Origin of the sequence: Cellulomonas marina, from assembly GCF_900111925.1 — a bacterium.
GTDB lineage: Bacteria > Actinomycetota > Actinomycetes > Actinomycetales > Cellulomonadaceae > Cellulomonas > Cellulomonas marina.
On sequence record NZ_FOKA01000005.1, the window covers coordinates 101,042 to 120,993 of the forward strand.

Below are 19,952 nucleotides of genomic sequence, written 5' to 3' on the forward strand. Positions count from 1 at the left end.
GGGCCCTCGCGCCCGTGCTGGGGCTCGCGGTCGCGCTCGTCGTGCTGGCCGGCTGTTCGCCCGACGAGGCCGCGGGGTCGGGCACCGGTGGCGGGACCGGTGGGCAGGAGGAGGTCGCGGACCAGGGCTACGTGTCCGGCGACGGCTCCGTCACCGTCTGGGCCGCCGACGAGCGGCCGGGCCCGGTGGAGCTCGCGGGCACGGACTACGCCGGCGCGACGCAGGACGTCGGCGCCTGGCGCGGGGACGTCGTCGTGCTCAACACCTGGTACGCCGCCTGCCCGCCCTGCCGGGCGGAGGCGCCGGACCTCGTGGCGCTGGCCACCGACTACGCCGACCGCGGCGTGCACGTGCTCGGCATCAACAGCACCGACGCCGCCGGTGCCGCCGAGGCGTTCCAGGAGACGTTCGCGGTCCCGTACCCGAGCATCGCCGACACCGAGGGCTCCGCGATCGCCGCGCTGCAGGGCACCGTCCCGGTCAACGCGGTCCCGACGACGGTCGTCCTGGACGCCGAGGGGCGCGTCGCCGCCCGGGTCCTCGGCCTGGCCGACGGCAGCACGCTGCGCAGCGTCGTCGACGACCTGCTCACCGAGGGCGAGGGGGCCGCGTCGTGACCTCGCTGCTCGCGGCGGCGCCCCTCGTGGCCGACGTCGGCGACGCCTTCGGCCGGGCCGTCGTGTCGGGCTCGCTGCTGCTCGCGCTGCCCGTCGCGGTGCTGGCCGGGCTCGTGTCGTTCGCGTCGCCGTGCGTCCTGCCGCTCGTCCCCGGGTACCTGGCGTACGTGGGGGGCATGGCCGGGGCGACGGCGGGACGTGCGCCCGCCGGGCCGAGCCTGGGCGGGCGTGCGCTCGCGGACGCGACGGGGCTGCTGGGCACGGGCACGGGCACGGGCACCGGTGCGGGCACCGGCGCCGGCTCCGGCACCGCCGGCGGTGCCACGCGCACGGTGGCCGCGAGCACCGTGGTGGTGCCGGCCCCCACGACGACGAGGGCCGCGGGTGCCGTCCGCCCCCGTCGCGACGTCGTGCTCGGCGTCGTGCTGTTCGTGCTCGGCTTCACCGCGGTCTTCGTCGCCTACGGCACCGCGGCGGGATCCGTCGGCGCCCTCCTCGCGCGCGAGTCGGACGTCGTCACGCGGGTGCTCGGCGTGCTCGTCGTGCTCATGGGCCTGGTGTTCGTCGGCTTCGTGCCGGCCGCGCAGCGGGAGCGGCGGTGGCACGTGGCCCCGCGCGCCGGGCTGTGGGGCGCGCCGCTGCTGGGCCTGGCCTTCGGCATCGGCTGGGTGCCCTGCATCGGCCCCACGCTCGCCGCGATCCTCACGCTCGGCTACACCGAGGGCTCGGCCGGGCGTGGCGCGCTCCTCGCGGTGGCGTTCTGCCTGGGCCTCGGGCTGCCGTTCGTGCTCGTCGCCCTCGGGCTCGGCGGGAGCGCGCGCGTCCTGGCGTGGCTCGGCCGGCACCGCCGCGCGCTGCAGCGCGCCGGGGGCGTGCTGCTCGTCGTGCTGGGCCTGGCCCTCGTCACCGGGCTGTGGACGCAGTGGGCGACGTGGCTGCAGTACCTGCTCACCGGCGCCGACACCTTCCGGCCGGTGGTGTGATGGCCGGCCGCGGCACGCGCACCGGGCCGGGCGCCGGGGTGCGCACCGGGTCGAGCACCGGTTCGAGCGCCGGGTCGAGCACCCGGGCGCCCTACCGCCCGGAGGGGCTCGACGACGCGTTCGTCGTCCCTGCCGGCGACGACGGACCGGCGGCCGGCGCCACGTCCGCCGCCGGACCGGGCGCCACGGGGGCGGGCGACGGCGCCGGCGGGTCGGCCGGCAGCGGCTCCTCGGGCGGCGGGCCCGCCGCCTCGCCGGACGGTCCCGCGCGCCCCGCACCCGTCGCCCTCGGCGTGCGGGGCTGGTTGCGCTGGGGCTGGCGGCAGCTGACGAGCATGCGCGTGGCGCTGCTGCTCCTCATGCTGCTGGCGGTCGCCGCCGTGCCCGGGACCGTGTTCCCGCAGAACGCGCAGGACCCGGACCGCGTGGCGACGTACCTGACGGACCACCCGACCGCGGGCCCGTGGCTGGACCGCCTCGGCTTCTTCGACGTCTACTCCTCCGTCTGGTTCTCGGCGATCTACCTGCTGCTCATGGTGTCGCTGGTCGGCTGCATCCTGCCGCGCACCGCGGTGCACCTGCGGGGCGTGCGGGGCCGTCCGCCCCGCACCCCGCGCCGCTTCGAGCGGTTCCCCGCGCGCGGCCGGGCTCGCACGGACGAGGACGCGCGCGCGGTCGTCGAGCGGGCCGCCGCGGACCTGCGACGCGGCTGGGCCTGGCTCCCACCCGTCCCGCGTCACCGGGTGGACGTGCACGACGAGGGGGCCGGCACCTGGTCGGTCTCCGCCGAGCGCGGCTACCTGCGCGAGACGGGCAACCTGCTGTTCCACCTCGCGCTCGTCGGGCTGCTCGTGTCGGTCGCGACCGGGCAGCTGCTGCACTACCGCGGGCAGGAGCTGGTGGTGCAGGGGCGCGGGTTCGCCAACGCCGTGACGAACTACGACACGTGGCAGCAGGGCGCCGCCTTCCGGGCGGAGTCGCTCGTGCCCTTCACGCTGCGGCTCGACGACTTCCGCTCCTCCTTCGACGCCGACACCCTGCAGTCCCGGTCCTTCGCCGCCGACGTCACGGTGACCGAGCCCGGCGGCGAGCCCACCGAGCGGACGATCCGCGTCAACCACCCGCTGGACGTGGCCGGTGCGAAGGTCTACCTGCAGGGCAACGGCTACGCGCCGGAGGTGACGGTCCGGGACGCCACCGGCCGCGTCGCCTTCTCGGGCACCGTGCCCTTCCTCCCGCAGGACGAGGTCTACACCTCCCGCGGCGTCGTCAAGGTGCCCGACGTCGGCCCCGGCCAGGAGCAGATCGGCCTCAACGGGTTCCTCCTGCCGACGGTCGAGCGGCTGGGCGAGGGGCTCGTGCGGTCGGTCGACCCCCAGCCGCGCGACCCGATGCTCGTGCTCAGTGTGTGGACCGGGGACCTGGGGCTGGACGACGGCGTGCCGCAGAACGTCTACGAGCTCGACACGACGGCCATGACCCAGGCCGTCGACGCCGAGGGCCGTCCCGTGACGCTGTACGTGCAGCCGGGCCAGACGGTGGACCTGCCGGACGGCCGGGGCACGGTGACGTTCGGTGCGCTGCCGCGCTTCGTCGCCCTCGACCTGCGCTACGATCCCGCCCTCGCGCCCGTCCTCGTGTTCTCGCTGCTCGCGTTCGCGGGCCTGGCGGTCTCGCTCTTCGCCCCTCGCCGCCGCCTGTGGCTGCGGGCGGGACCCGCGGACGACGACGAGCCCGGGCGTACGCTCGTCCTCGCCGCCGGCCTCGCGCGCGGCGACGACACGGCGCTCGTCGGGCAGGTCGGCGCGCTGCTGCGGGCCGCGCTCGGCCCGCCCCCCGGCGGTGACGCCGGACCGCCGCGCAGCCCGACCCCGGTCGGCGCCGGCACGGTCGGCGCCGGCGCGACGGGCGCCGGCACGACGGGCGCCGGCGCGACGGGCCCCGAGGAGACCGGCGCCGGCAGCGCCACCAGCAGCAGCGCCACCAGCAGCAGCACCAGCACCCGTACCCCCGGAGGACAGCCATGAGCACCGGCGACCTGAGCACCCTGCTGGTGTGGGGCGCGACGACGGTCTTCACCATCGCCCTGGTGGCGTGGACGGTGGACCTCGCGCGCATCGCCGACGCCGCCACGCGCGCCGCCCGCACCGCGCGCCCGTCGGCGCAGGCACGCGCGCACGTCGCCGTCGGCACGGGCCTCGGGACCATCACCCTCGAGGGGGACGCCGGGTCCGGGGGTGGGCTCGGCCGCGCCGAGGACGACGGTCCCGCGATGGGCCGGTCCGTCCGTGCGGAGGGCATCGCGCGCTCGACGACCTGGCTCGGCCTGGCCTTCCTGCTCGGCGGCATCGTCCTGCGCGGGGTCGCGTCCGGGCGCTGGCCGACGGCCAACATGTACGAGTTCACGCTCGTCGGGACCTTCGTCGCCGTCCTGGTGCTGGCGGTGGTGCAGTTCCGCCGGACCGTGGCGTTCCTCGGCGTGCTCGTCATGGGCATCGCCGTCCTGGCGCTCGCGCTGGGCCTGCTCGTCTTCTTCGTCCAGGCGGACGCGGTGCAGCCCGCGCTGCAGAGCTACTGGCTCGTCATCCACGTCGGCGTCGCCATCGCGGCGACCGGGGTGTTCACCGTCGGCTTCGGGGCGGCCGTGCTGCAGCTCCTCGTGGACGGGCGCGAGCAGGGGCGGTCGCACGTGGCGGCCCCCGGGGCCACGAGCGGTGCGCGTCGCGCCCTGCACGACTGGCGCGTCACCGGTCCGCGGTTCGCCTGGCTGCGCCAGGTGCCGTCGGCCACGCGGCTCGAGGCGCTGTCGTTCCGGCTGAACGCGGTCGGCTTCGTGCTGTGGACGTTCACGCTCATCGGCGGGGCCATCTGGGCCGAGCACGCGTGGGGCCGGTACTGGGGCTGGGACCCCAAGGAGGTCGGCACCTTCGTGGCCTGGGTCGTGTACGCGGCCTACCTGCACGCGCGCACGACGCGCGGCTGGACGGGCCGCCGGGCGGCGTTCTTCGTGCTCGTCGGGTACGCCGTCGTCCTGGCGAACTTCACCGTCGTGAACCTGTTCGTCACCGGCAAGCACTCGTACTCGGGGCTCTGACCGTCTCCTGACCGGCCGGCCCCGGGCGGCACCGCGCGCCTCAGCCCTGGGTGACCGGCCCGTCGTTCGTCGTGCCCTGGCCGCGGCCGTCCTCGTCGCCGGACGAGGTCGTGCCCTCCCGGCCCTCGGCGGCCTGGCGCCGACGACGCTGCTCGTCGAGCCGGCGCAGGAAGTCGGGGTCGTCGTCGGGCGCCACGGGGCCGCGCCCGCCGCCCGGCCGGCCGCCGGGCCGGCGCGGGCGGCTGCCGCCCCCGCCGCCGGGGCCGCCGTCGCCCGCGCGCGCCGACCGGCTGGACACGATCCAGGCCAGCCCGCCGAGGACCGGCACGAGCACGACGAGCAGCACCCAGAGCCACGCGGGGACCCCGCGCCGGCTGCGCTCGTCGCTCTGCACGACGTCCACGACGCAGTAGACGGTGAACGCGACGACCAGGAGGGCGGGCAGGATGCGGCTCACGCCCCCACGGTAGTCCGGGCGCGTCGCCGGGCCTCGCCGTGCGCCGCCGGGGGTCCCGCCGGGCGCTCAGCGACCCGTCGTACCCTGGGCGCGTGCCCGTGCTCGTCTACACCCTGCTGCGCCTCGTGCTCGTGGCCGCCGCCTGGGGCGCCCTCGTCCTGGCCGGCATGAGCCCGTGGCTCGCGGCCGTCGGAGCCGTGGTCATCGGTGCCCTGCTGAGCTACCTGCTGCTGCGGGGCCCGCGCGACGGCGCCGCGCTGTGGCTGCAGCGCCGCGACGAGGAGCGGGCGCGCCGGCGACGGGACGAGCAGCAGCGCAGCGCCGCCGAAAGGGACGCGGAGGCCGAGGACGCGGTCCTCGACGCGGCCGCCGAGGACCGGGGGACCCCCGGGAGCACCGACAGGAGCACCGACAGGAGCACCGACAGGAGCACCGACAGGAGCACCGCCGGGCGCGCCGACGCGACGCCGCCGGTCAGCTGACGACGAGCCCCAGGAACAGCAGCAGGCCGACGCCCAGTTCGAGGAACCCCGTGCCCGCCAGCACCGGGACGAGGGCCCGGCCGCGCGCCCCGAGCAGCACCACCGACGCGAGCGCCACCGCGGGCACCCCCGCGAGCAGCACGAGCAGCGACCACGGCGCCACGACCGCGCAGGCCGCGCCGAGCAGGACGGGCACGACGACGAGCGCCGCGTACGCCCGGCGCGCCCGGTGCTCGCCCAGCCGCACCGCGAGCGTCCGCTTGCCGACGACGGCGTCGGTCGGCACGTCCCGCAGGTTGTTGGCCATGAGCAGCGCGCAGGCCAGCAGGCCGATCGCCACCGCGCCCAGCCAGGCCGGCAGCGGCAGGGCGTGCGCCTGCGTCCACGTCGTGCCGAGCACGGCGACGAGCCCGAAGAACACGAACACGCCGACCTCGCCGAGCCCGCGGTAGCCGTACGGGCGCTTCCCGCCGGTGTAGAACCAGGCGGCGGCGATGGCGGCGGCACCGACGAGCACCAGCCAGGGGTCCCCCGACAGGACCACGAGCACCAGCCCGAGGACCGCGGCCACCCCGAAGGCCGCGAAGGCGGCGCGCTTCACGTCGACGGCCCGGGCGGTCATCGAGGCGACGAGGCGCATCGGCCCGACCCGGTCGGCGTCGGTGCCGCGGATGCCGTCGGAGTAGTCGTTGGCGTAGTTGACCCCCACCTGCAGGGCCAGGGCGACCCCGGCCGCGAGGAGCGCACGGCCCAGGTGCGCGCCGCCGGCGTGGTCGGCCGCCCCCGTGCCGACGAGCACCGGGGCGACGGCCGCCGGGAGCGTGCGCGGCCGCGCGCCGGCGACCCACTGCGCGGCGGTGGTCACGCGGCGGCCCGCCGGACGGGGTGGTGCCGGCCGGTGCGCGGTGCGGTCGCGACGGTCATGAGGGGTCCTCCTGGGCGGTGGGCGGGACGGGTGCCCGGCGGGACGCTACCGCCGGGGCCGCGGCGGCGAGCGCCGCGGCGGCGCGGCGGTCCACCTTGCCCGGGCCGCGCAGGGGCAGCGCGTCGACGAGGAGCAGGGCGCGGGGAGCGGCGGCGGGGCCGAGGGCGCCGGCCGCCGCGGCGCGGACCTCGTCGAGCCCGGGCGGGCGGCCGGACGGCACGACGAGGGCGACGACGGCCCGACCCCACTCGTCGTCGGGGACCCCGACGACGCACGCCTCCGCCACGCCGGGGACCTCGGCCAGCACCCGCTCGACGGCCGCGGGGGCGACGTTGACGCCGCCCGTGACGACGACGTCGTCGGCCCGGCCGAGCACCTCGAGCCGTCCGTCACGCCACCGGCCGAGGTCCGAGGTGCGCAGGTGGGGCACGCCGTCGAGGACCACGAGGGCGGAGGTGTCGAGGGGGAGCAGGTCGCCACCGACGGCGCCCGGTGGCCGGGCGGCGGCGCTCGATGAGATGTGCGGCGCCGTGCCGGGGGCGTAGCCGAGGGCGAGGACCGGGCCGGACAGCAGCACGCGGCCGGCACCCGTCGCGTCGGGGTCCTCGACGCGCACGCCGACGCCGTCGAGCGGCACGCCGTCGTAGACGCAGCCGCCGCACGTCTCCGACATCCCGTAGGTGACGACCACCGGGACGCCGGCGGTCCGGGCGGCCGACACGAGGCGGGCCGGCGGCGCGGCGCCGCCGAGGAGGACCGCGTCGAAGGCGCGCAGGGCGTCGAGGGCCGCGGGGTCGTCGAGCAGGCGTCGCAGCTGCGTGGGCACGAGCGACGTGTAGAGCGGCGCACGCGCCGCACCCGCGCCCGCACCCGTACCCGCGCCCGCATCCGCCCCCGCGTCCCCGACGAGGGCGTCCGTCGCCGCGACGAACGCCGGCGGCCGGAACGGGCCCGGCGGCAGCGCGACCGGCTCCGTACCGGCCAGGACCGACCGGACGAGGACCTGCAGGCCGGCCACGTGGTGCACCGGCAGGGCCAGCAGCCAGCGCCCCGGCCCCTGCAGCCGGTCGGCGGTGGCGCGCGCGGAGGTCCGGAGCGCCTCGGCGGCCAGCAGGACCGTGCGTGGCTCACCGGTGGAGCCCGAGGTGGCCACGGCGAGCGCGACCTCGTCGGGCACGCGGCCGACCGGCACGCCCGCCGGGGGGAGCTCCTCGTCGACCGGCAGCAGCGCGGGCCCGCGACCGGCCAGCGCCGCGGCCAGGCCCGCGAGCAGCCCGTCCGGCAGGCCCGCGCCCGGGGCCGCGGGGTCCGCCCCGGCGCGCACGCGCAGGAGGGGACGGCTCACCGGCCCAGCGTAGGCGCGGCCGGACCCGCTCCGCGCCGCCGGCACCCGTCGTGGGAGCGGGTCGCGGGGTGCGACCTTCCGGACGGCGTGGGACGGAAAGGGCACGCGTGCGCGGTCGCGGGCGGGGCGGGCAGTACCGTGGCGTCGCCCCGCGCACGGGATGCACACCGGCCCCGCCCGGGGTCGCGGGCGTCGTGCGCCCCGCCTGCGACCGGCCCGTGCGGCCCAGCACCCCGAGGAGCCCGACGTGCGACCCACCCCGGTCCGCCGCCCGCCCGCCGCCGGCACCGCCTCCACGCCCGCCCCCGCCCGCCGCCGCGGCCGCCGGGTGCGCGTCGCGGCGCTGCTGGCGCTCGCCGTCCTCGCCCCGGCCGCCTGCTCCGCCGGGGCGACGGCACCGGCGCCGACCCCGACGGTCACCGTCGACGCGCCGGTCGAGCCGGCCAAGGCGGCACCGCCGCCGCCCACGCTGGCCCCGCGCTGGCCGCTCACCGGAGTCGAGACCACGGAGGTCGCGGCCCGGCCGGCGCTGTCGGTGAAGATCGAGAACTCCACGCAGGCGCGCCCGCAGACCGGTCTGGAGCAGGCGGACGTGGTGTGGGAGGAGGTCGTCGAGGGCGGCATCTCGCGCTTCGTCGCCGTCTACCACTCGCAGGTCCCCGAGGAGGTCGGCCCCATCCGGTCCGTCCGCCCGATGGACGGCGCCATCAACGCGCCGCTCGGGGGCCTCCTCGCGTTCTCCGGCGGGCAGCCGCGCTACGTGCAGGCGATCGGCGCGACGGGCGTCCAGCTCGTCAGCATGGACGCGGGCGACGCGGGCTTCTACCGCAAGCGCGGCGTCGCCCCCGCGCCGCACAACGTGTACGGCACGCCCACGACCTTCTGGTCGCAGGCCGACGCGAGCCGCACGGTCCCGCCCGCCGAGCCGCTCTCGTTCGCGCGGACGCCCGAGGCGGCCTCGGCCGTGCGCCTCGGCACGCCGGCGACCCGCGTGGTCCCCACCTTCTCGCCGGTCGAGCGGCCCTCGTGGGACTGGGACGCGGCGAGCGGGACGTGGCTGCGCTCCGAGTCGGGCGTGCCCGCCACCGCGCGGTCCGGGACCCGGCTCGCGGCGACGAACGTCGTCGCGCTGTCGGTGCAGCTCGACCCGGACGTCGGCACCGACCCGGCCGGGAACCCCGTGCCGGAGACGATCCTGGCCGGCAGCGGCGGCGAGGGCGTGCTCGCCACGGGCGGCCGGACCGTGCCCGTCTCGTGGTCGAAGGGCGCCGAGCCGACCGCGCCGCTGGTCCTCACCACGGGCGACGGGCAGACGGCGACGCTGGCGCCGGGGACCACGTGGATCGAGCTCGTGCCCGTGACGACGGGCTCCATCGAGGTCGGCTGACCGGGGGCCGCGAGCGCGTCAGTAGGCGTACGGGAAGCCCGACCAGTCGGGGTCGCGGCGCTGCAGGAAGGCGTCCCGGCCCTCGACGGCCTCGTCCGTCATGTACGCCAGGCGCGTCGCCTCCCCGGCGAAGACCTGCTGCCCGGCCAGGCCGTCGTCGGCCAGGTTGAAGGCGAACTTCAGCATGCGGATCGCCTGCGGGGACTTCGTGGCGATGATCCGCGCGTACTCCCAGCCGGCCTCCTCCAGCTCGGCGTGGGGCACGACGTCGTTGACCGCCCCCCAGGCGAGCGCGTCGTCGGCGGAGTACTCCCGCGCCAGGAAGAAGATCTCCCGGGCGCGCTTCTGGCCGACCTGCCGGGCCAGCAGCGCCGACCCGTACCCGCCGTCGAAGGACCCCACGTTCGCGTCGGTCTGCATGAAGCGCGCGTGCTCGCGGCTCGCGATCGTCAGGTCCGCGACGACGTGCAGGGAGTGCCCGCCCCCGGCCGCCCAGCCGCCGACGAGCGCCACGACGACCTTCGGCATCGTCCGGATGAGGCGCTGCACCTCGAGGACGTGCAGGCGGCCCGCGCGCGCCGGGTCCCAGCCCTCCGCGGTCTGCGCCCCGGGGTCGTGCGTGTACCGGTAGCCGTCGCGGCCGCGGATGCGCTGGTCGCCGCCGGAGCAGAACGCCCAGCCGCCGTCCTTCGGGCTCGGGCCGTTGCCCGTGAGCAGCACCGTGCCGACGTCGGAGCTCGTGCGCGCGTGGTCGAGCACGGCGTACAGCTCGTCGACGGTGTGCGGGCGGAAGGCGTTGCGGACCTCCGGACGGTGGAAGGCGACGCGCACGACCGGCACGTCCCGCTCGGTGGCCCCCGCGGCCGCCGCGGCGGCGTCGGGCCGGGCCACCCCGCGGTGGTAGGTGAGGTCGGTCAGGCCCTCGAAGCCGGGCACCGACCGCCAGCGGGCCGGGTCGAACGTCTCCGAGACGCGTGCCGGCAGCGGGGTCGTCGTCGGCGCGGGACGACCGGGTGCGCGCTCGTCGGGCGTCGAGGTGGACGGCGACGAGGACGCCGACGAGGGGGAGGAGGAGGGCGGCGGGACCGGCGTGCTCACGGCCGCCAGCCTAGGGTGGCGGCCGTGAGCGACGACCCCGCACGCCCGGCGGCGCAGGAGGCCGCGTCGGCGGCCGGCCGGCCCCGGCCCGTCGCCACCGCCCTCGCCGCGCGCACCTACGTCTGGGACGTGCCGCTGCGCACCCGCTTCCGTGGCCTCGTCCGGCGCGACGGCGTCCTCGTGCGCGGGGACGCGGGCTGGGGCGAGCTCAGCCCCTTCTGGGACTACGGCCCGGCGGAGTCCGCGGCCTGGTGGCGCGCGGCCCGGGAGGCGGCCGACGAGGGCTGGCCCGCCGCCGTGCGCGACGCCGTCCCGGTCAACGTCACGGTGCCCGCCGTCGACCCGGTGACGGCGCACCGCATCGTCACCGGCTCGGGCGGGTGCACGACGGCGAAGGTGAAGGTCGCCGAGCGGGGCCAGACGCTGGCGGAGGAGGTCGCCCGGCTCGAGGCCGTCCGCGACGCGCTGGGGCCCGGCGGGCGGGTCCGCGTCGACGCGAACGCGGCCTGGGACGTCGACGAGGCGGTCCGTCGGCTGGGGGTCCTCGACCGGGCGGCCGGCGGGCTGGAGTACGCCGAGCAGCCCGTCCCCACGGTGGCGGACCTCGCCGCGGTGCGCCGGCGCACCTCCGTGCCGATCGCCGCCGACGAGTCCGTCCGCCGGGCCGAGGACCCGCTGGCGGTCGCGCGCGCCGGGGCCGCGGACGTGCTGGTGCTCAAGGTCCAGCCCCTCGGCGGCGTGCGCGCGTGCCTGCGCCTCGTCGAGCAGGTCGGCCTGCCCGTCGTCGTGTCGTCCGCGCTGGAGACGTCCGTCGGGCTCGCAGCGGGGCTCGCGCTCGCGGCCGCGCTGCCCGAGCTGCCCTACGCCTGTGGGCTGGCCACGGCCCAGCTGCTGGCGCAGGACGTGGTGGCCGCGCCGCTGCTGCCGGTGGACGGTGCGATCGCCGTGCGTCGTCCGGAGCCGGACGACGGGCTCCTCGCGGCGGCCGCCGCGGGTCCTATGCTCGAGGGCCGGTGGGTGCGACGGGCCGCCGAGATCGCCGCGGTGCGCTGACGCCTCGGCCGCGCGCCCGGGCCGGCGCGATCGGCTCGCGGTCCCGGGTGTGAGGATGGCGTCGTGAGCGACACGCGACCCGGCGACGACCTGCCGCCCGCCCCGCGCGCGGCGCGCGTGCTGCTCGCGGCGCTCGCGGGGCTGGGCGTCCGGCACGTCGTGCTGTCACCGGGCTCCCGCAGCGCGCCCCTCGCGGAGGCGCTCGTGGACACCACCCTGCCCGACGGGCGGCGGCCCGCGGGCGCGCCGGCGCTGGACCTGCACGTGCGCGTCGACGAGCGCAGCGCGGCCTTCCTGGCCCTCGGCCTGGCCCGGGCGGCGCAGGCGTCGGCGGGTGCCGGCGTCCCGGTGCCGCCCGTCGCGGTCGTCACGACGTCGGGCACGGCCGTGGCGAACCTGCACCCCGCGGTCCTCGAGGCGCACCACGCGGGCGTGCCGCTGCTGCTGCTGACGGCCGACCGCCCGCACGAGCTGCGCGGCACGGGCGCCAACCAGACGACCGAGCAGCCCGGCCTGCTCGGTCCCGCGGTCCGCCTCCTCGCCGACGTGCCGGCCCCCTCCGGCCGCCCCGGCGAGGACGACGACCTCCGCGCGCTGGCGTCCCGGGCCGTGGCCGCCGCCTCGGGAGCCCGCACCGGCTGGCCGGGACCGGTGCACCTGGACCTCGCCTACCGCGAACCCCTGCTCGCGCCGCCCGGCGCCCCCTGGCCGGTGACCGGCGAGGACGGCGACGAGCGCGCCGGCCAGGGCGAGGGTCCCCGGGGTCGCTCCGGGGTCACGCACGTCGTCGCCGCGTCCCCCGTCGTCGCGCCCGTCGACCTCCCCCTGCCCGACGACCGTCCGACCGTCGTCGTCGCCGGCGACGGCGCGGGGCCCCTCGCCGTGGAGCTGGGCCGCGCCCGCGGTTGGCCGGTGCTGGCCGAGCCGTCCTCGGGCGCGCGCCGCACCGACGTCGGCCCGGCCGCGTACCGCCTCCTGCTGGGTGCGCCCGGGCTCGGCGGCCGTGTGCGCCGCGCGGTCGTCCTCGGCCGCCCGACGCTCAGCCGCCCGGTCTCCGCACTCCTGGCCCGCCACGACGTGGAGGTCGTCGTCGTCGCCCCCGGCGCCGGTCCGTGGCCGGACGCCGCCCGCCGCGCCGCCGTCGTCCTGCCCGCCGTCCCGTCCGCCTGGCTCGTCCCCGCGCCGGCTCCCGCGCCGGCTCCCGCACCGGCTCCCGAATCGGCTCCCGGACCGGCGGCACCCTGGCTCGACGCGTGGCGGGCGGCGGGGGAGCGGGCCGACGCCGCGGTCGACGCCGTGCTCGACGCGGCCGCGGCCGTGGACCGGCCGGCCACCCGCCTGCAGCCGCCCCTGACCGGGCCGGTCGTCGCCCGCGCCGTCGCCGCCGCGTCCGCCCCGGACGACGTGCTCGTGGTCGGGTCGTCGAACCCCGTCCGCGACCTCGACCTCGTCGCCCGGTGGGCCCACCCCCCGCTGGTCCTGGCCAACCGGGGCCTCGCGGGCATCGACGGCATGCTGTCGACGGCGCTCGGCGTGGCGCTGGGGCTGCCGTCCCGGCGCACACGGCTCCTGGTCGGCGACCTCACCTTCCTGCACGACGTCGGCGGGCTCCTGGCCGGGCCGCTCGAGCGTCGGGCGGACCTGCAGGTCGTCGTGGCGTACGACGACGGCGGCTCCATCTTCAGCACGCTCGAGCCGGGCGAGCCGGCGCGGGCGGCGGCGTTCGAGCGGGTCTTCGGCACCCCGCACGGCGCGGACCTGGCCGCGCTGTGCGCCGGGTACGGCGTCCGGCACGTCCGCGTCGCCACCGACGAGGCGCTCGCCGCCGCGCTGGCCGCGCCGGGCCGTGGCGTGTCGGTCGTCGAGGTCCGCGTGGACCGCGTCGACCGCCGCGCGCTCGGTGAGCGCGTCGCGGCAGCCGTGGCGACCGCGCTGCAGGGTTGACGCCGGCGCCCGTCGGTCGGCGAGGGCGCCAGCCCGGGCGAGGTTCAGGACGGACTCCTAGGCTGTTCCCAGGCACGTCGGAGCCAGCCTCCAGATCGGCGGGGTCTCATGGCTCCCGACGAAGGAGGGTTACCCGATGACCACCACCCCCGAGGGCGGGCACGACGCCGACCAGCGCCGTGACGCGCAGCACCCGTCCGAGCACGAGACGCAGCCGATCCCGCCGCTGGGCGCGACGCAGCCCGTGCCGTCCGGCGCCCGCGAGCAGACGGCTGGGCAGCCCTGGTCGGCCCCGGCCCGCCCGTCCGCCGCGCCGCTGCCGTGGGGTGCGCAGCAGGCGCCGGCCCCCGGGCACCAGCACGGCTCCGGGCCCTACGCGCCCTACGCCCAGCAGGTGCAGCAGCCCCAGACCCAGCAGGGGTACGCGCAGCAGGGCTACGGCCCCTTCCCGCCGCAGGCGTCGGGCCCCCTCGGTGCGGCGGGCGCCGATGGCACGCCCCCTACCTCGCCGTTCGGTCCGTTCCGTGACGGCGCGCCGTCGGGACCGCCCGCCCCGCGCACGCGTCGCAGGCGCCGGGTGTGGCTGCCGGTCGGCCTCGCGGCGCTGCTCGCCGCGGGCGTGGGCGTCGGCGGGTCCGTGCTGGCCTCCGAGGGTCTCGACGGCGACCTCGGGTCCGGGACGCGCTCCGCGTCGATCGCCGACCTGGGCCAGGCGTCCGGCAGCTCGCCGGCGGCGGGCTCGTCGAGCGTCGACAGCCCGGACTGGGAGGCCGTCGCCACGGCGGTGCAGCAGTCCGTCGTCGCCATCCAGGTGCAGACGGCCGAGGGCGGCGCCGAGGGCTCGGGCGTGGTCGTCGACGACGAGGGGCACATCGTCACGAACAACCACGTGGTGTCCGGGGCCGAGGCGGTCAACGTGACCCTCAGCGACGGCCGCCTCTTCGAGGCCGAGGTGGCGGGCACGGACCCGACCACGGACCTCGCCGTCGTGCGGCTCACCGACCCGCCGGCCGACCTCACGGTCGCCGCGCTCGGCGACAGCGACGCGGTCGTCGTCGGGCAGCCGGTCATGGCCGTGGGCAACCCGCTCGGCCTCGCGAACACCGTGACGACGGGCATCGTGTCCGCGCTCGACCGCCCGGTCACCACGTCCGAGACCGGCAGCTCCGCGGACGCCGCGGTGACGAACGCGCTGCAGACCGACGCCGCGATCAACCCGGGGAACTCCGGCGGCCCGCTGTTCGACGGCGAGGGCAACGTCATCGGCATCAACTCCTCGATCGCCACGCTCTCGAGCGAGTCCGGGTCGGTCGGCCTCGGCTTCGCCATCCCGGTCAACCTCATGAAGACCATCGCGTCGCAGCTCATCGAGGACGGCACGGCGGAGCACGCGTTCCTCGGCGTCTCGCTGCGTGACACGACGGCGACGGCCGACGGCGTGACCCGCCGCGGCGCGCAGGTCGTCGAGGTCACGGCGGGGTCGCCCGCCGCCGACGCCGAGCTCCAGGCCGACGACGTGGTGGTCGCGATCAACGACCAGCCCGTCGCCGGCGCCGAGTCCCTCACCGCCTACGTGCGCGAGCTGTCGGCCGGCGACCAGGTGACGCTGACCCTCGTGCGGGACGGCGCGTCGCTGGACGTCGACGCCACCCTGGCCGCCCGCGAGGAGACCCCGACCTCCGGCGGCGGCGACGTCACGCCGGGCAGCGAGGAGACGACCCCGGACCCGGACTCCATGACCCCGCAGGAGCTGTGGGAGTGGTTCCAGCAGCAGCAGGGCCAGGGCTGACGCGAACCGGGACGGGCACTGCTCGAGGGCGGGTCCTCCGGGACCCGCCCTCCGGCGTCCCGGCTCACGGGCAGGACCGGACGGCAGCCCCATGCCGCGGTCACGGGTGTTCGGAGCGCCTGGTCCGGGCGGTGCCGCGGTCCTACCCTGGGAGGCGCTGCTGCGCGTCCTGCGCGCGACCGGCTCGACGGAGGGGAGGGCTCGTGCCCGGGCATCGCATCTTCACCACGAGCCTCGCGAGCATCCACCCCCACTACGTCGCCAAGGCGGAGCGCAAGGGCCGCACGCGTGCGGAGGTCGACACGGTGATCTGCTGGCTGACAGGTCACGAGGCCAGCCTGCAGCGCGTCCTCGACGACGGGACCGACCTCGAGACGTTCTTCGCACGCGCCCCGGCGATGAACCCGGACGCCACCCTCATCACCGGTGTCATCTGCGGGCACCGCGTGGAGGACATCCAGGACCCGCTCATGCAGCAGATCCGGTGGATGGACAAGCTCGTCGACGAGGTCGCCCGCGGCAAGAAGATGTCCTCCATCTTCCGGTCGTCCGGCACCGTGCGCGACACCGTGCGCGACGCCGCCCCGACCGCGACCGTGGCGCCGTGACCGACGACGTCCGCGACCTCCGCGTCCACGTGGCCCGACCCGTGGCCGAGGTGCACGCCTTCGCCTCTGCCCCCGCGAACCTGCCGCGCTGGGCGCCCGGTCTCGGTCGGGCCGTCCGTCGCGACGGCGACGACTGGTTCGTCGAGCAGCCCGACGGGTGGGCGCGGGTGCGCTTCACCGCCCCCGACGAGGTCGGAGTCCTCGACCACGACGTCCTCACCGCCTCCGGCGACACGGTGCACGTCGGGCTGCGCGCGGTGCCGGCCGACGGGGGCTGCGACGTCCTGTTCACGCTCCGCCGCCCACCCGGCGCGTCCGACGAGGAGCTCGAGCGCGACGCCGCCCTCGTCGCCGCCGACCTCGAGCGCCTGCGGCAGGTCGTCGAGTCCGAGGACCCCTCCGGGGCCTGAGGCACCCGCGTGCCGGCGGACGCCCGCCGGACCGTGGTGCCGAGGGCCGCCGGGACCGGGCCTCAGGACCCCAGCGCGTGCCGCATCGGCTCGAGCTTCGCCTCGGACTCCGCGACCTCCGCCGCCGGGTCCGACGCGCCGACGATCCCGCACCCGGCGAACAGCCGCAGCCGCCGCGGGTCGCCGGGGTCGACCTCGGCCGACCGCAGGGCGATGCCCCACTCGCCGTCGCCGTCGGCGCCGAACCACCCGACCGGTCCCGCGTAGCGTCCGCGGTCCATCCCCTCCACGCGCCGGATGACCTCGCGCGCGGCCGACGTCGGGGTGCCGCAGACCGCGGCCGTCGGGTGCAGGGCCGCGGCCAGCGCGAGCGAGGTCGGGTGCCGCTCCCGGCCCGCCAGCACACCGGTCACGTCGGAGGCGAGGTGCAGGACGTTGGGCAGGTGCAGCACGAAGGGCGCCTCGGGGACGTTGATCGAGGAGCAGGACGGCGCGATGGCCTGCGCCACCGACGCGACCGCGTACTCGTGCTCCTCCAGGTCCTTGGACGAGTGGGCGAGGATCGCGGCCCGGGCGAGGTCGGCGGCCTCGTCGCCCGTCCGGCGGATGGTGCCCGCGAGCACGCGGGACGTGACGAGCCCCTTCTCGGAGCGGACCAGCAGCTCCGGGGTCGCGCCGAGCAGGCCGTCGACGCTGAACGTCCAGCAGCTCGGGTACTCGGCGACGAGCCGCCGCAGCGGCCACCGCAGGTCCAGCGGCTGCTCGGTGCGCACGTGGACGTCGCGGGCCAGCACGACCTTGTCCACCTCGCCCTCGCGCACCGCGGCGATGCCGCGCGCCACCACGGCGCCCCAGGCGGCGGGCGGCGGACCCTCGTCGACGACCACGCCGGGCGCCGCCACCGGCGGCTGCCGCCGCAGCACACGCGCGGGCGTCGGTGCCGCGCCCAGCCGCGCGTCGGTCGAGACGGTCGTGATCCACGCGCGGTCGCCGCGGCGACCGACGACGACCCGCGGCACGACGACGACCCCGCCGCGCGCGGACGTGTCGTCGAACGCGAAGGACCCGAACGCGACCGGACCCGTCCCCGGGAGCCGCACCTCGTCACGCACGATGGCGTGGTCGAGCGCCCTCTGCCACGCCCGCTCCGCGTCGGCGAACCGCGTGGGACCCGAGACCTCGAAGCGCAGCGCCTCGCCCCAGGCGACGAGCCCGTCGCCGCGCCGGACCCACAGCAGGGGTGCCTCCGGCGGCGCGAGGTCCACGAGCTCGCCCACCTCGGCGGGGTCCACGGCGACGGTCCGCACCAGCAGGTGCGCGACCGCGGCCGACGCGGCGAAGAGGGTGGCGCTCATCGCCTGCCAGCGTAGGTGCTCCCCGGGTGGCTGGCTGCCGGGTGGTAGGACGACCTCGTGAGCCGTCCACAGCCCCGGCTCAGTGCCCCGGCTCCCCGCGTCCGACCACCCGGCGACGAGCACCGCCCCGGGCCGGGATGATGGGCGCATGGCACGCGCCTCCCTGGACAAGGACCCGCACGAGGTCGCCGCGATGTTCGACGCCGTCGCGCGGCGCTACGACCGCACGAACGACGTCCTGTCGCTGGGACAGGACCGCCTGTGGCGGCGGGCCACGCTCGCGGCCCTCGGCGCGCAGCCGGGCGAGCGGGTCCTGGACCTCGCGGCCGGCACCGGCACCTCCAGCGAGCCCCTCGCGGACCGGGGGGTGCGGGTGGTGCCGTGCGACCTGTCCACCGGCATGCTGGCGGTCGGCCACCGGCGGCGGCCCGACCTGCCGTTCGTCGCGGGCGACGCCACGGCGCTGCCGTTCGCCGACGGCGTCTTCGACGCCGTGACGATCTCCTTCGGCCTGCGCAACGTCGTCGACCCGCGCGCGGGTCTGGAGGAGATGCTGCGCGTCACCCGCCCGGGCGGCCGGGTCGTCGTGTGCGAGTTCTCCCAGCCCACGTGGGCCCCGTTCCGGGCGCTCTACGGCGGCTACCTCGTCAAGGCGCTGCCACGGGTCGCCCGGCTCGTGGCGGGGGAGTCCGAGGCCTACGACTACCTGGCGGAGTCCATCCAGCGCTGGCCGGACCAGCGCGCGCTCGCCGGTGTCCTGCGCGAGGCGGGCTGGACGTCGGTGGCCTACCGCAACCTGTCCGGCGGCATCGTCGCCCTGCACCGCGGGACCCGGCCGGACTGAGCGCGGCCTCATCGTGCTCTCAGCGCCCCCGGCGACGGGTGCACGGGCGTGCACCACCCGGGACCTCCGTCCTGCGGCCACGCAGGTCGGAGCGGCGATGCTCAGCGCCCCCACCTGGGCATCCGTCCGGGCGTGTTAGGTGCGCCTCAGCAGACACCCGGGGGTTGCGCTCGTACAGTAGCGACGCACCGTGGGCAGGACGTGACGACGACGTGACGAGGTGAGCAGTTCATGGGCACGACAGGGGACGTCGCCGACGTCGTCGTGGTGGGGGCGGGTCCCGCGGGGGCCAGCGCCGCGTACCACGCCGCGTCCGCCGGCCTGTCCGTGCTGCTGCTCGACAAGGCGTCGTTCCCGCGGGACAAGATCTGCGGCGACGGGCTGACGCCGCGCGCGGTCGCCGAGCTCGTGCGCATGGGAGTGACCCTCCGCGAGGAGGACGGCTGGATCCGCAACCGCGGCCTGCGGGTCGTCGGCGGGGGCCACCGCATCGAGCTGCCGTGGCCGGAGCTCTCGTCGTACCCGTCCTACGGGCTCGCGCGCTCGCGCATGAGCCTGGACCACCTCCTCGTCGAGCACGCGCGGGCGGCGGGCGCGAAGGTGCAGGAGCGCACGCAGGTGACCGGCGCCGTCACCGACGGGCGCACGGGCCGCGTGGTCGGGGTCCGCGCCCGTCTGCTCGACGACGCCGGCCGCCGCCTGGACGCCGACGAGGTCGAGCTGCGCGCGCCGCTGGTGGTCGCGGCGGACGGCGTCTCGGCCCGCCTCGCGACGAGCCTGGGCCGCACCCGGCGCGACGACCGGCCCATGGGCGTGGCCGTCCGTACGTACTTCCGCACCCCGGAGGGCACGCCGCGGCACGCCGACGCCTGGATGGAGAGCCACCTCGAGCTGTGGGACGGCGATCCCGGCCGATCCCACCTCATGCCCGGGTACGGCTGGATCTTCGCGCTGGGCGACGGGACGGCGAACGTCGGCCTGGGCTCGGTGGCCTCCACGCCGACGGCCACGCACGTCGACTACAAGGACCTGTTCGCGCGCTGGATGGCGCACGTGCCGGCCGACTGGGGGTTCACGCCCGAGAACCAGCTCGGTCCCGTCCGCGGCGCCGCGCTGCCGATGGGCTTCAACCGCGGCCCGCTCTACGGCGACGGCCTCATGCTGACCGGCGACGCCGCCGGCATGGTGAGCCCCTTCAACGGCGAGGGCATCGCGTACGCGATCGCCGCCGGCCGCGAGGCCGCCGACGCCGCCGCCCAGGGCCTCGCGCGCGGCACGGCGGCAGGACGCGAGCGGGCGTTCGCCGCCTACGAGCGGCGGATGAAGGACGACCTGGGCGGGTACTACACGCTCGGCCGGGTGTTCGTGCAGCTCATCGAGCACCCCGAGGTCATGCGGCTGTGCACCCGGTACGGGCTGCCCCGGCCGACGCTCATGCGGTTCGTCCTCAAGCTGCTCGGCGACTGCTGGGAGCCCCACGGCGGGGACTGGGCCGACCGGACGATCGCGGCGCTGAGCCGCCTGGCACCGGCGGCCTGAGGGTCCCGGTCCCGATGCGCAG

General features: G+C 77.7%; 18 protein-coding genes. 13 read left to right on the forward strand and 5 right to left on the reverse strand.

Going from position 1 to position 19,952, the window contains the following annotated elements; all coding sequences use genetic code 11:
- Positions 1-14 precede the first annotated feature (14 nt).
- From BM048_RS06995 to ccsB, 4 genes are read left to right on the forward strand one after another with little or no spacing between them, the layout of a single operon-like run.
- Positions 15-617 (forward strand): TlpA family protein disulfide reductase, encoded by a 603-nt coding sequence (locus BM048_RS06995; RefSeq protein WP_239078968.1) that lies wholly within the window; start codon positions 15-17, stop codon positions 615-617.
- On the forward strand, positions 614-1,600 hold the full coding sequence (locus BM048_RS07000) for a cytochrome c biogenesis CcdA family protein (protein ID WP_090031798.1): 987 nt from the start codon (positions 614-616) through the stop codon (positions 1,598-1,600). Before BM048_RS06995 ends, BM048_RS07000 begins: the two co-directional genes overlap by 4 nt.
- The gene (gene resB / locus BM048_RS07005) at positions 1,600-3,627 is read left to right on the forward strand and encodes a cytochrome c biogenesis protein ResB (RefSeq protein WP_090031800.1); all 2,028 of its coding nucleotides are present in this window, start codon (positions 1,600-1,602) and stop codon (positions 3,625-3,627) included. Before BM048_RS07000 ends, resB begins: the two co-directional genes overlap by 1 nt.
- Positions 3,624-4,694: a c-type cytochrome biogenesis protein CcsB gene (gene ccsB, locus BM048_RS07010; RefSeq protein WP_090031802.1), complete on the forward strand. Its 1,071-nt coding sequence runs from the start codon at positions 3,624-3,626 to the stop codon at positions 4,692-4,694. The genes resB and ccsB overlap by 4 nt, the downstream gene beginning before the upstream one ends.
- Positions 4,695-4,734: 40 nt before the next feature.
- On the opposite strand, the gene BM048_RS07015 is transcribed toward ccsB, so the two are convergent.
- Entirely contained in the window at positions 4,735-5,151 is a 417-nt protein-coding gene (locus BM048_RS07015) for a PLDc N-terminal domain-containing protein (protein ID WP_090031804.1), read from the reverse strand.
- 92 nt (positions 5,152-5,243) lie between these two features.
- Between BM048_RS07015 and BM048_RS07020 the strand changes: the two genes are divergently transcribed.
- Positions 5,244-5,633, forward strand: coding sequence for a DUF4229 domain-containing protein (locus BM048_RS07020; RefSeq protein WP_239078969.1), 390 nt, complete (start codon positions 5,244-5,246; stop codon positions 5,631-5,633).
- Here BM048_RS07020 and BM048_RS07025 read toward each other — a convergent pair.
- Positions 5,626-6,498 carry a 1,4-dihydroxy-2-naphthoate polyprenyltransferase gene (locus BM048_RS07025; protein WP_090031807.1) on the reverse strand — a complete coding sequence of 291 codons (873 nt, stop codon included), beginning with the start codon at positions 6,496-6,498 and terminating at the stop codon, positions 5,626-5,628. The genes BM048_RS07020 and BM048_RS07025 overlap by 8 nt on opposite strands.
- 55 nt (positions 6,499-6,553) lie before the next feature.
- Positions 6,554-7,903 (reverse strand): AMP-binding protein, encoded by a 1,350-nt coding sequence (locus BM048_RS07030; protein WP_239078970.1) that lies wholly within the window; start codon positions 7,901-7,903, stop codon positions 6,554-6,556.
- A gap of 247 nt (positions 7,904-8,150) precedes the next feature.
- On the opposite strand from BM048_RS07030, the gene BM048_RS07035 reads away from it, so the two are divergent.
- Entirely contained in the window at positions 8,151-9,290 is a 1,140-nt protein-coding gene (locus BM048_RS07035) for a DUF3048 domain-containing protein (RefSeq protein WP_239078971.1), read from the forward strand.
- Between the two features lie 18 nt (positions 9,291-9,308).
- Here the strand turns inward: BM048_RS07035 and BM048_RS07040 are convergent, their stop codons facing one another.
- A complete protein-coding gene (locus BM048_RS07040) occupies positions 9,309-10,274 on the reverse strand; it encodes a 1,4-dihydroxy-2-naphthoyl-CoA synthase (RefSeq protein ID WP_090032102.1) in 966 nt (321 codons plus the stop codon).
- A 138-nt stretch (positions 10,275-10,412) separates the two neighbouring features.
- On the opposite strand from BM048_RS07040, the gene BM048_RS07045 reads away from it, so the two are divergent.
- The 5 genes from BM048_RS07045 (at position 10,413) to BM048_RS07065 (ending at position 16,192) form a co-directional block, all read left to right on the forward strand.
- Positions 10,413-11,441 carry an o-succinylbenzoate synthase gene (locus BM048_RS07045; RefSeq protein ID WP_090032104.1) on the forward strand — a complete coding sequence of 343 codons (1,029 nt, stop codon included), beginning with the start codon at positions 10,413-10,415 and terminating at the stop codon, positions 11,439-11,441.
- Positions 11,442-11,504: 63 nt separating this feature from the next.
- Positions 11,505-13,385, forward strand: a complete 1,881-nt coding sequence (gene menD, locus BM048_RS07050; protein ID WP_090031810.1) for a 2-succinyl-5-enolpyruvyl-6-hydroxy-3-cyclohexene-1-carboxylic-acid synthase — start codon at positions 11,505-11,507, stop codon at positions 13,383-13,385.
- 136 nt (positions 13,386-13,521) lie between these two features.
- Positions 13,522-15,174: a S1C family serine protease gene (locus BM048_RS07055; protein WP_090031812.1), complete on the forward strand. Its 1,653-nt coding sequence runs from the start codon at positions 13,522-13,524 to the stop codon at positions 15,172-15,174.
- 203 nt (positions 15,175-15,377) lie between these two features.
- Entirely contained in the window at positions 15,378-15,782 is a 405-nt protein-coding gene (locus tag BM048_RS07060; protein ID WP_090031815.1) for a DUF2200 domain-containing protein, read from the forward strand.
- Entirely contained in the window at positions 15,779-16,192 is a 414-nt protein-coding gene (locus BM048_RS07065) for an SRPBCC family protein (RefSeq protein ID WP_090031816.1), read from the forward strand. The genes BM048_RS07060 and BM048_RS07065 overlap by 4 nt, the downstream gene beginning before the upstream one ends.
- A gap of 62 nt (positions 16,193-16,254) precedes the next feature.
- Here BM048_RS07065 and BM048_RS07070 read toward each other — a convergent pair whose 3' ends face one another.
- A complete protein-coding gene (locus BM048_RS07070; RefSeq protein ID WP_090031818.1) occupies positions 16,255-17,547 on the reverse strand; it encodes an isochorismate synthase in 1,293 nt (430 codons plus the stop codon).
- 148 nt (positions 17,548-17,695) lie between these two features.
- On the opposite strand from BM048_RS07070, the gene BM048_RS07075 reads away from it, so the two are divergent.
- Both BM048_RS07075 and BM048_RS07080 read left to right on the forward strand, forming a co-directional pair.
- Complete coding sequence (locus BM048_RS07075) at positions 17,696-18,391, forward strand: demethylmenaquinone methyltransferase (RefSeq protein ID WP_090031819.1); 696 nt, start codon at positions 17,696-17,698, stop codon at positions 18,389-18,391.
- A gap of 231 nt (positions 18,392-18,622) precedes the next feature.
- Positions 18,623-19,930: a geranylgeranyl reductase family protein gene (locus BM048_RS07080; RefSeq protein ID WP_090031821.1), complete on the forward strand. Its 1,308-nt coding sequence runs from the start codon at positions 18,623-18,625 to the stop codon at positions 19,928-19,930.
- Positions 19,931-19,952 lie beyond the last annotated feature (22 nt).

Excerpts from the sequence above, each read along its gene's own strand:
- resB (WP_090031800.1), top strand. The coding sequence starts at position 1,600 with ATGGCCGGCCGCGGCACGCGCACCGGGCCGGGCGCCGGGGTGCGCACC.
- ccsB (WP_090031802.1), top strand. The coding sequence starts at position 3,624 with ATGAGCACCGGCGACCTGAGCACCCTGCTGGTGTGGGGCGCGACGACG.
- BM048_RS07055 (WP_090031812.1), top strand. The coding sequence starts at position 13,522 with ATGACCACCACCCCCGAGGGCGGGCACGACGCCGACCAGCGCCGTGAC.
- BM048_RS07070 (WP_090031818.1), bottom strand. The coding sequence starts at position 17,547 with ATGAGCGCCACCCTCTTCGCCGCGTCGGCCGCGGTCGCGCACCTGCTG.
- BM048_RS07075 (WP_090031819.1), top strand. The coding sequence starts at position 17,696 with ATGGCACGCGCCTCCCTGGACAAGGACCCGCACGAGGTCGCCGCGATG.
- BM048_RS07080 (WP_090031821.1), top strand. The coding sequence starts at position 18,623 with ATGGGCACGACAGGGGACGTCGCCGACGTCGTCGTGGTGGGGGCGGGT.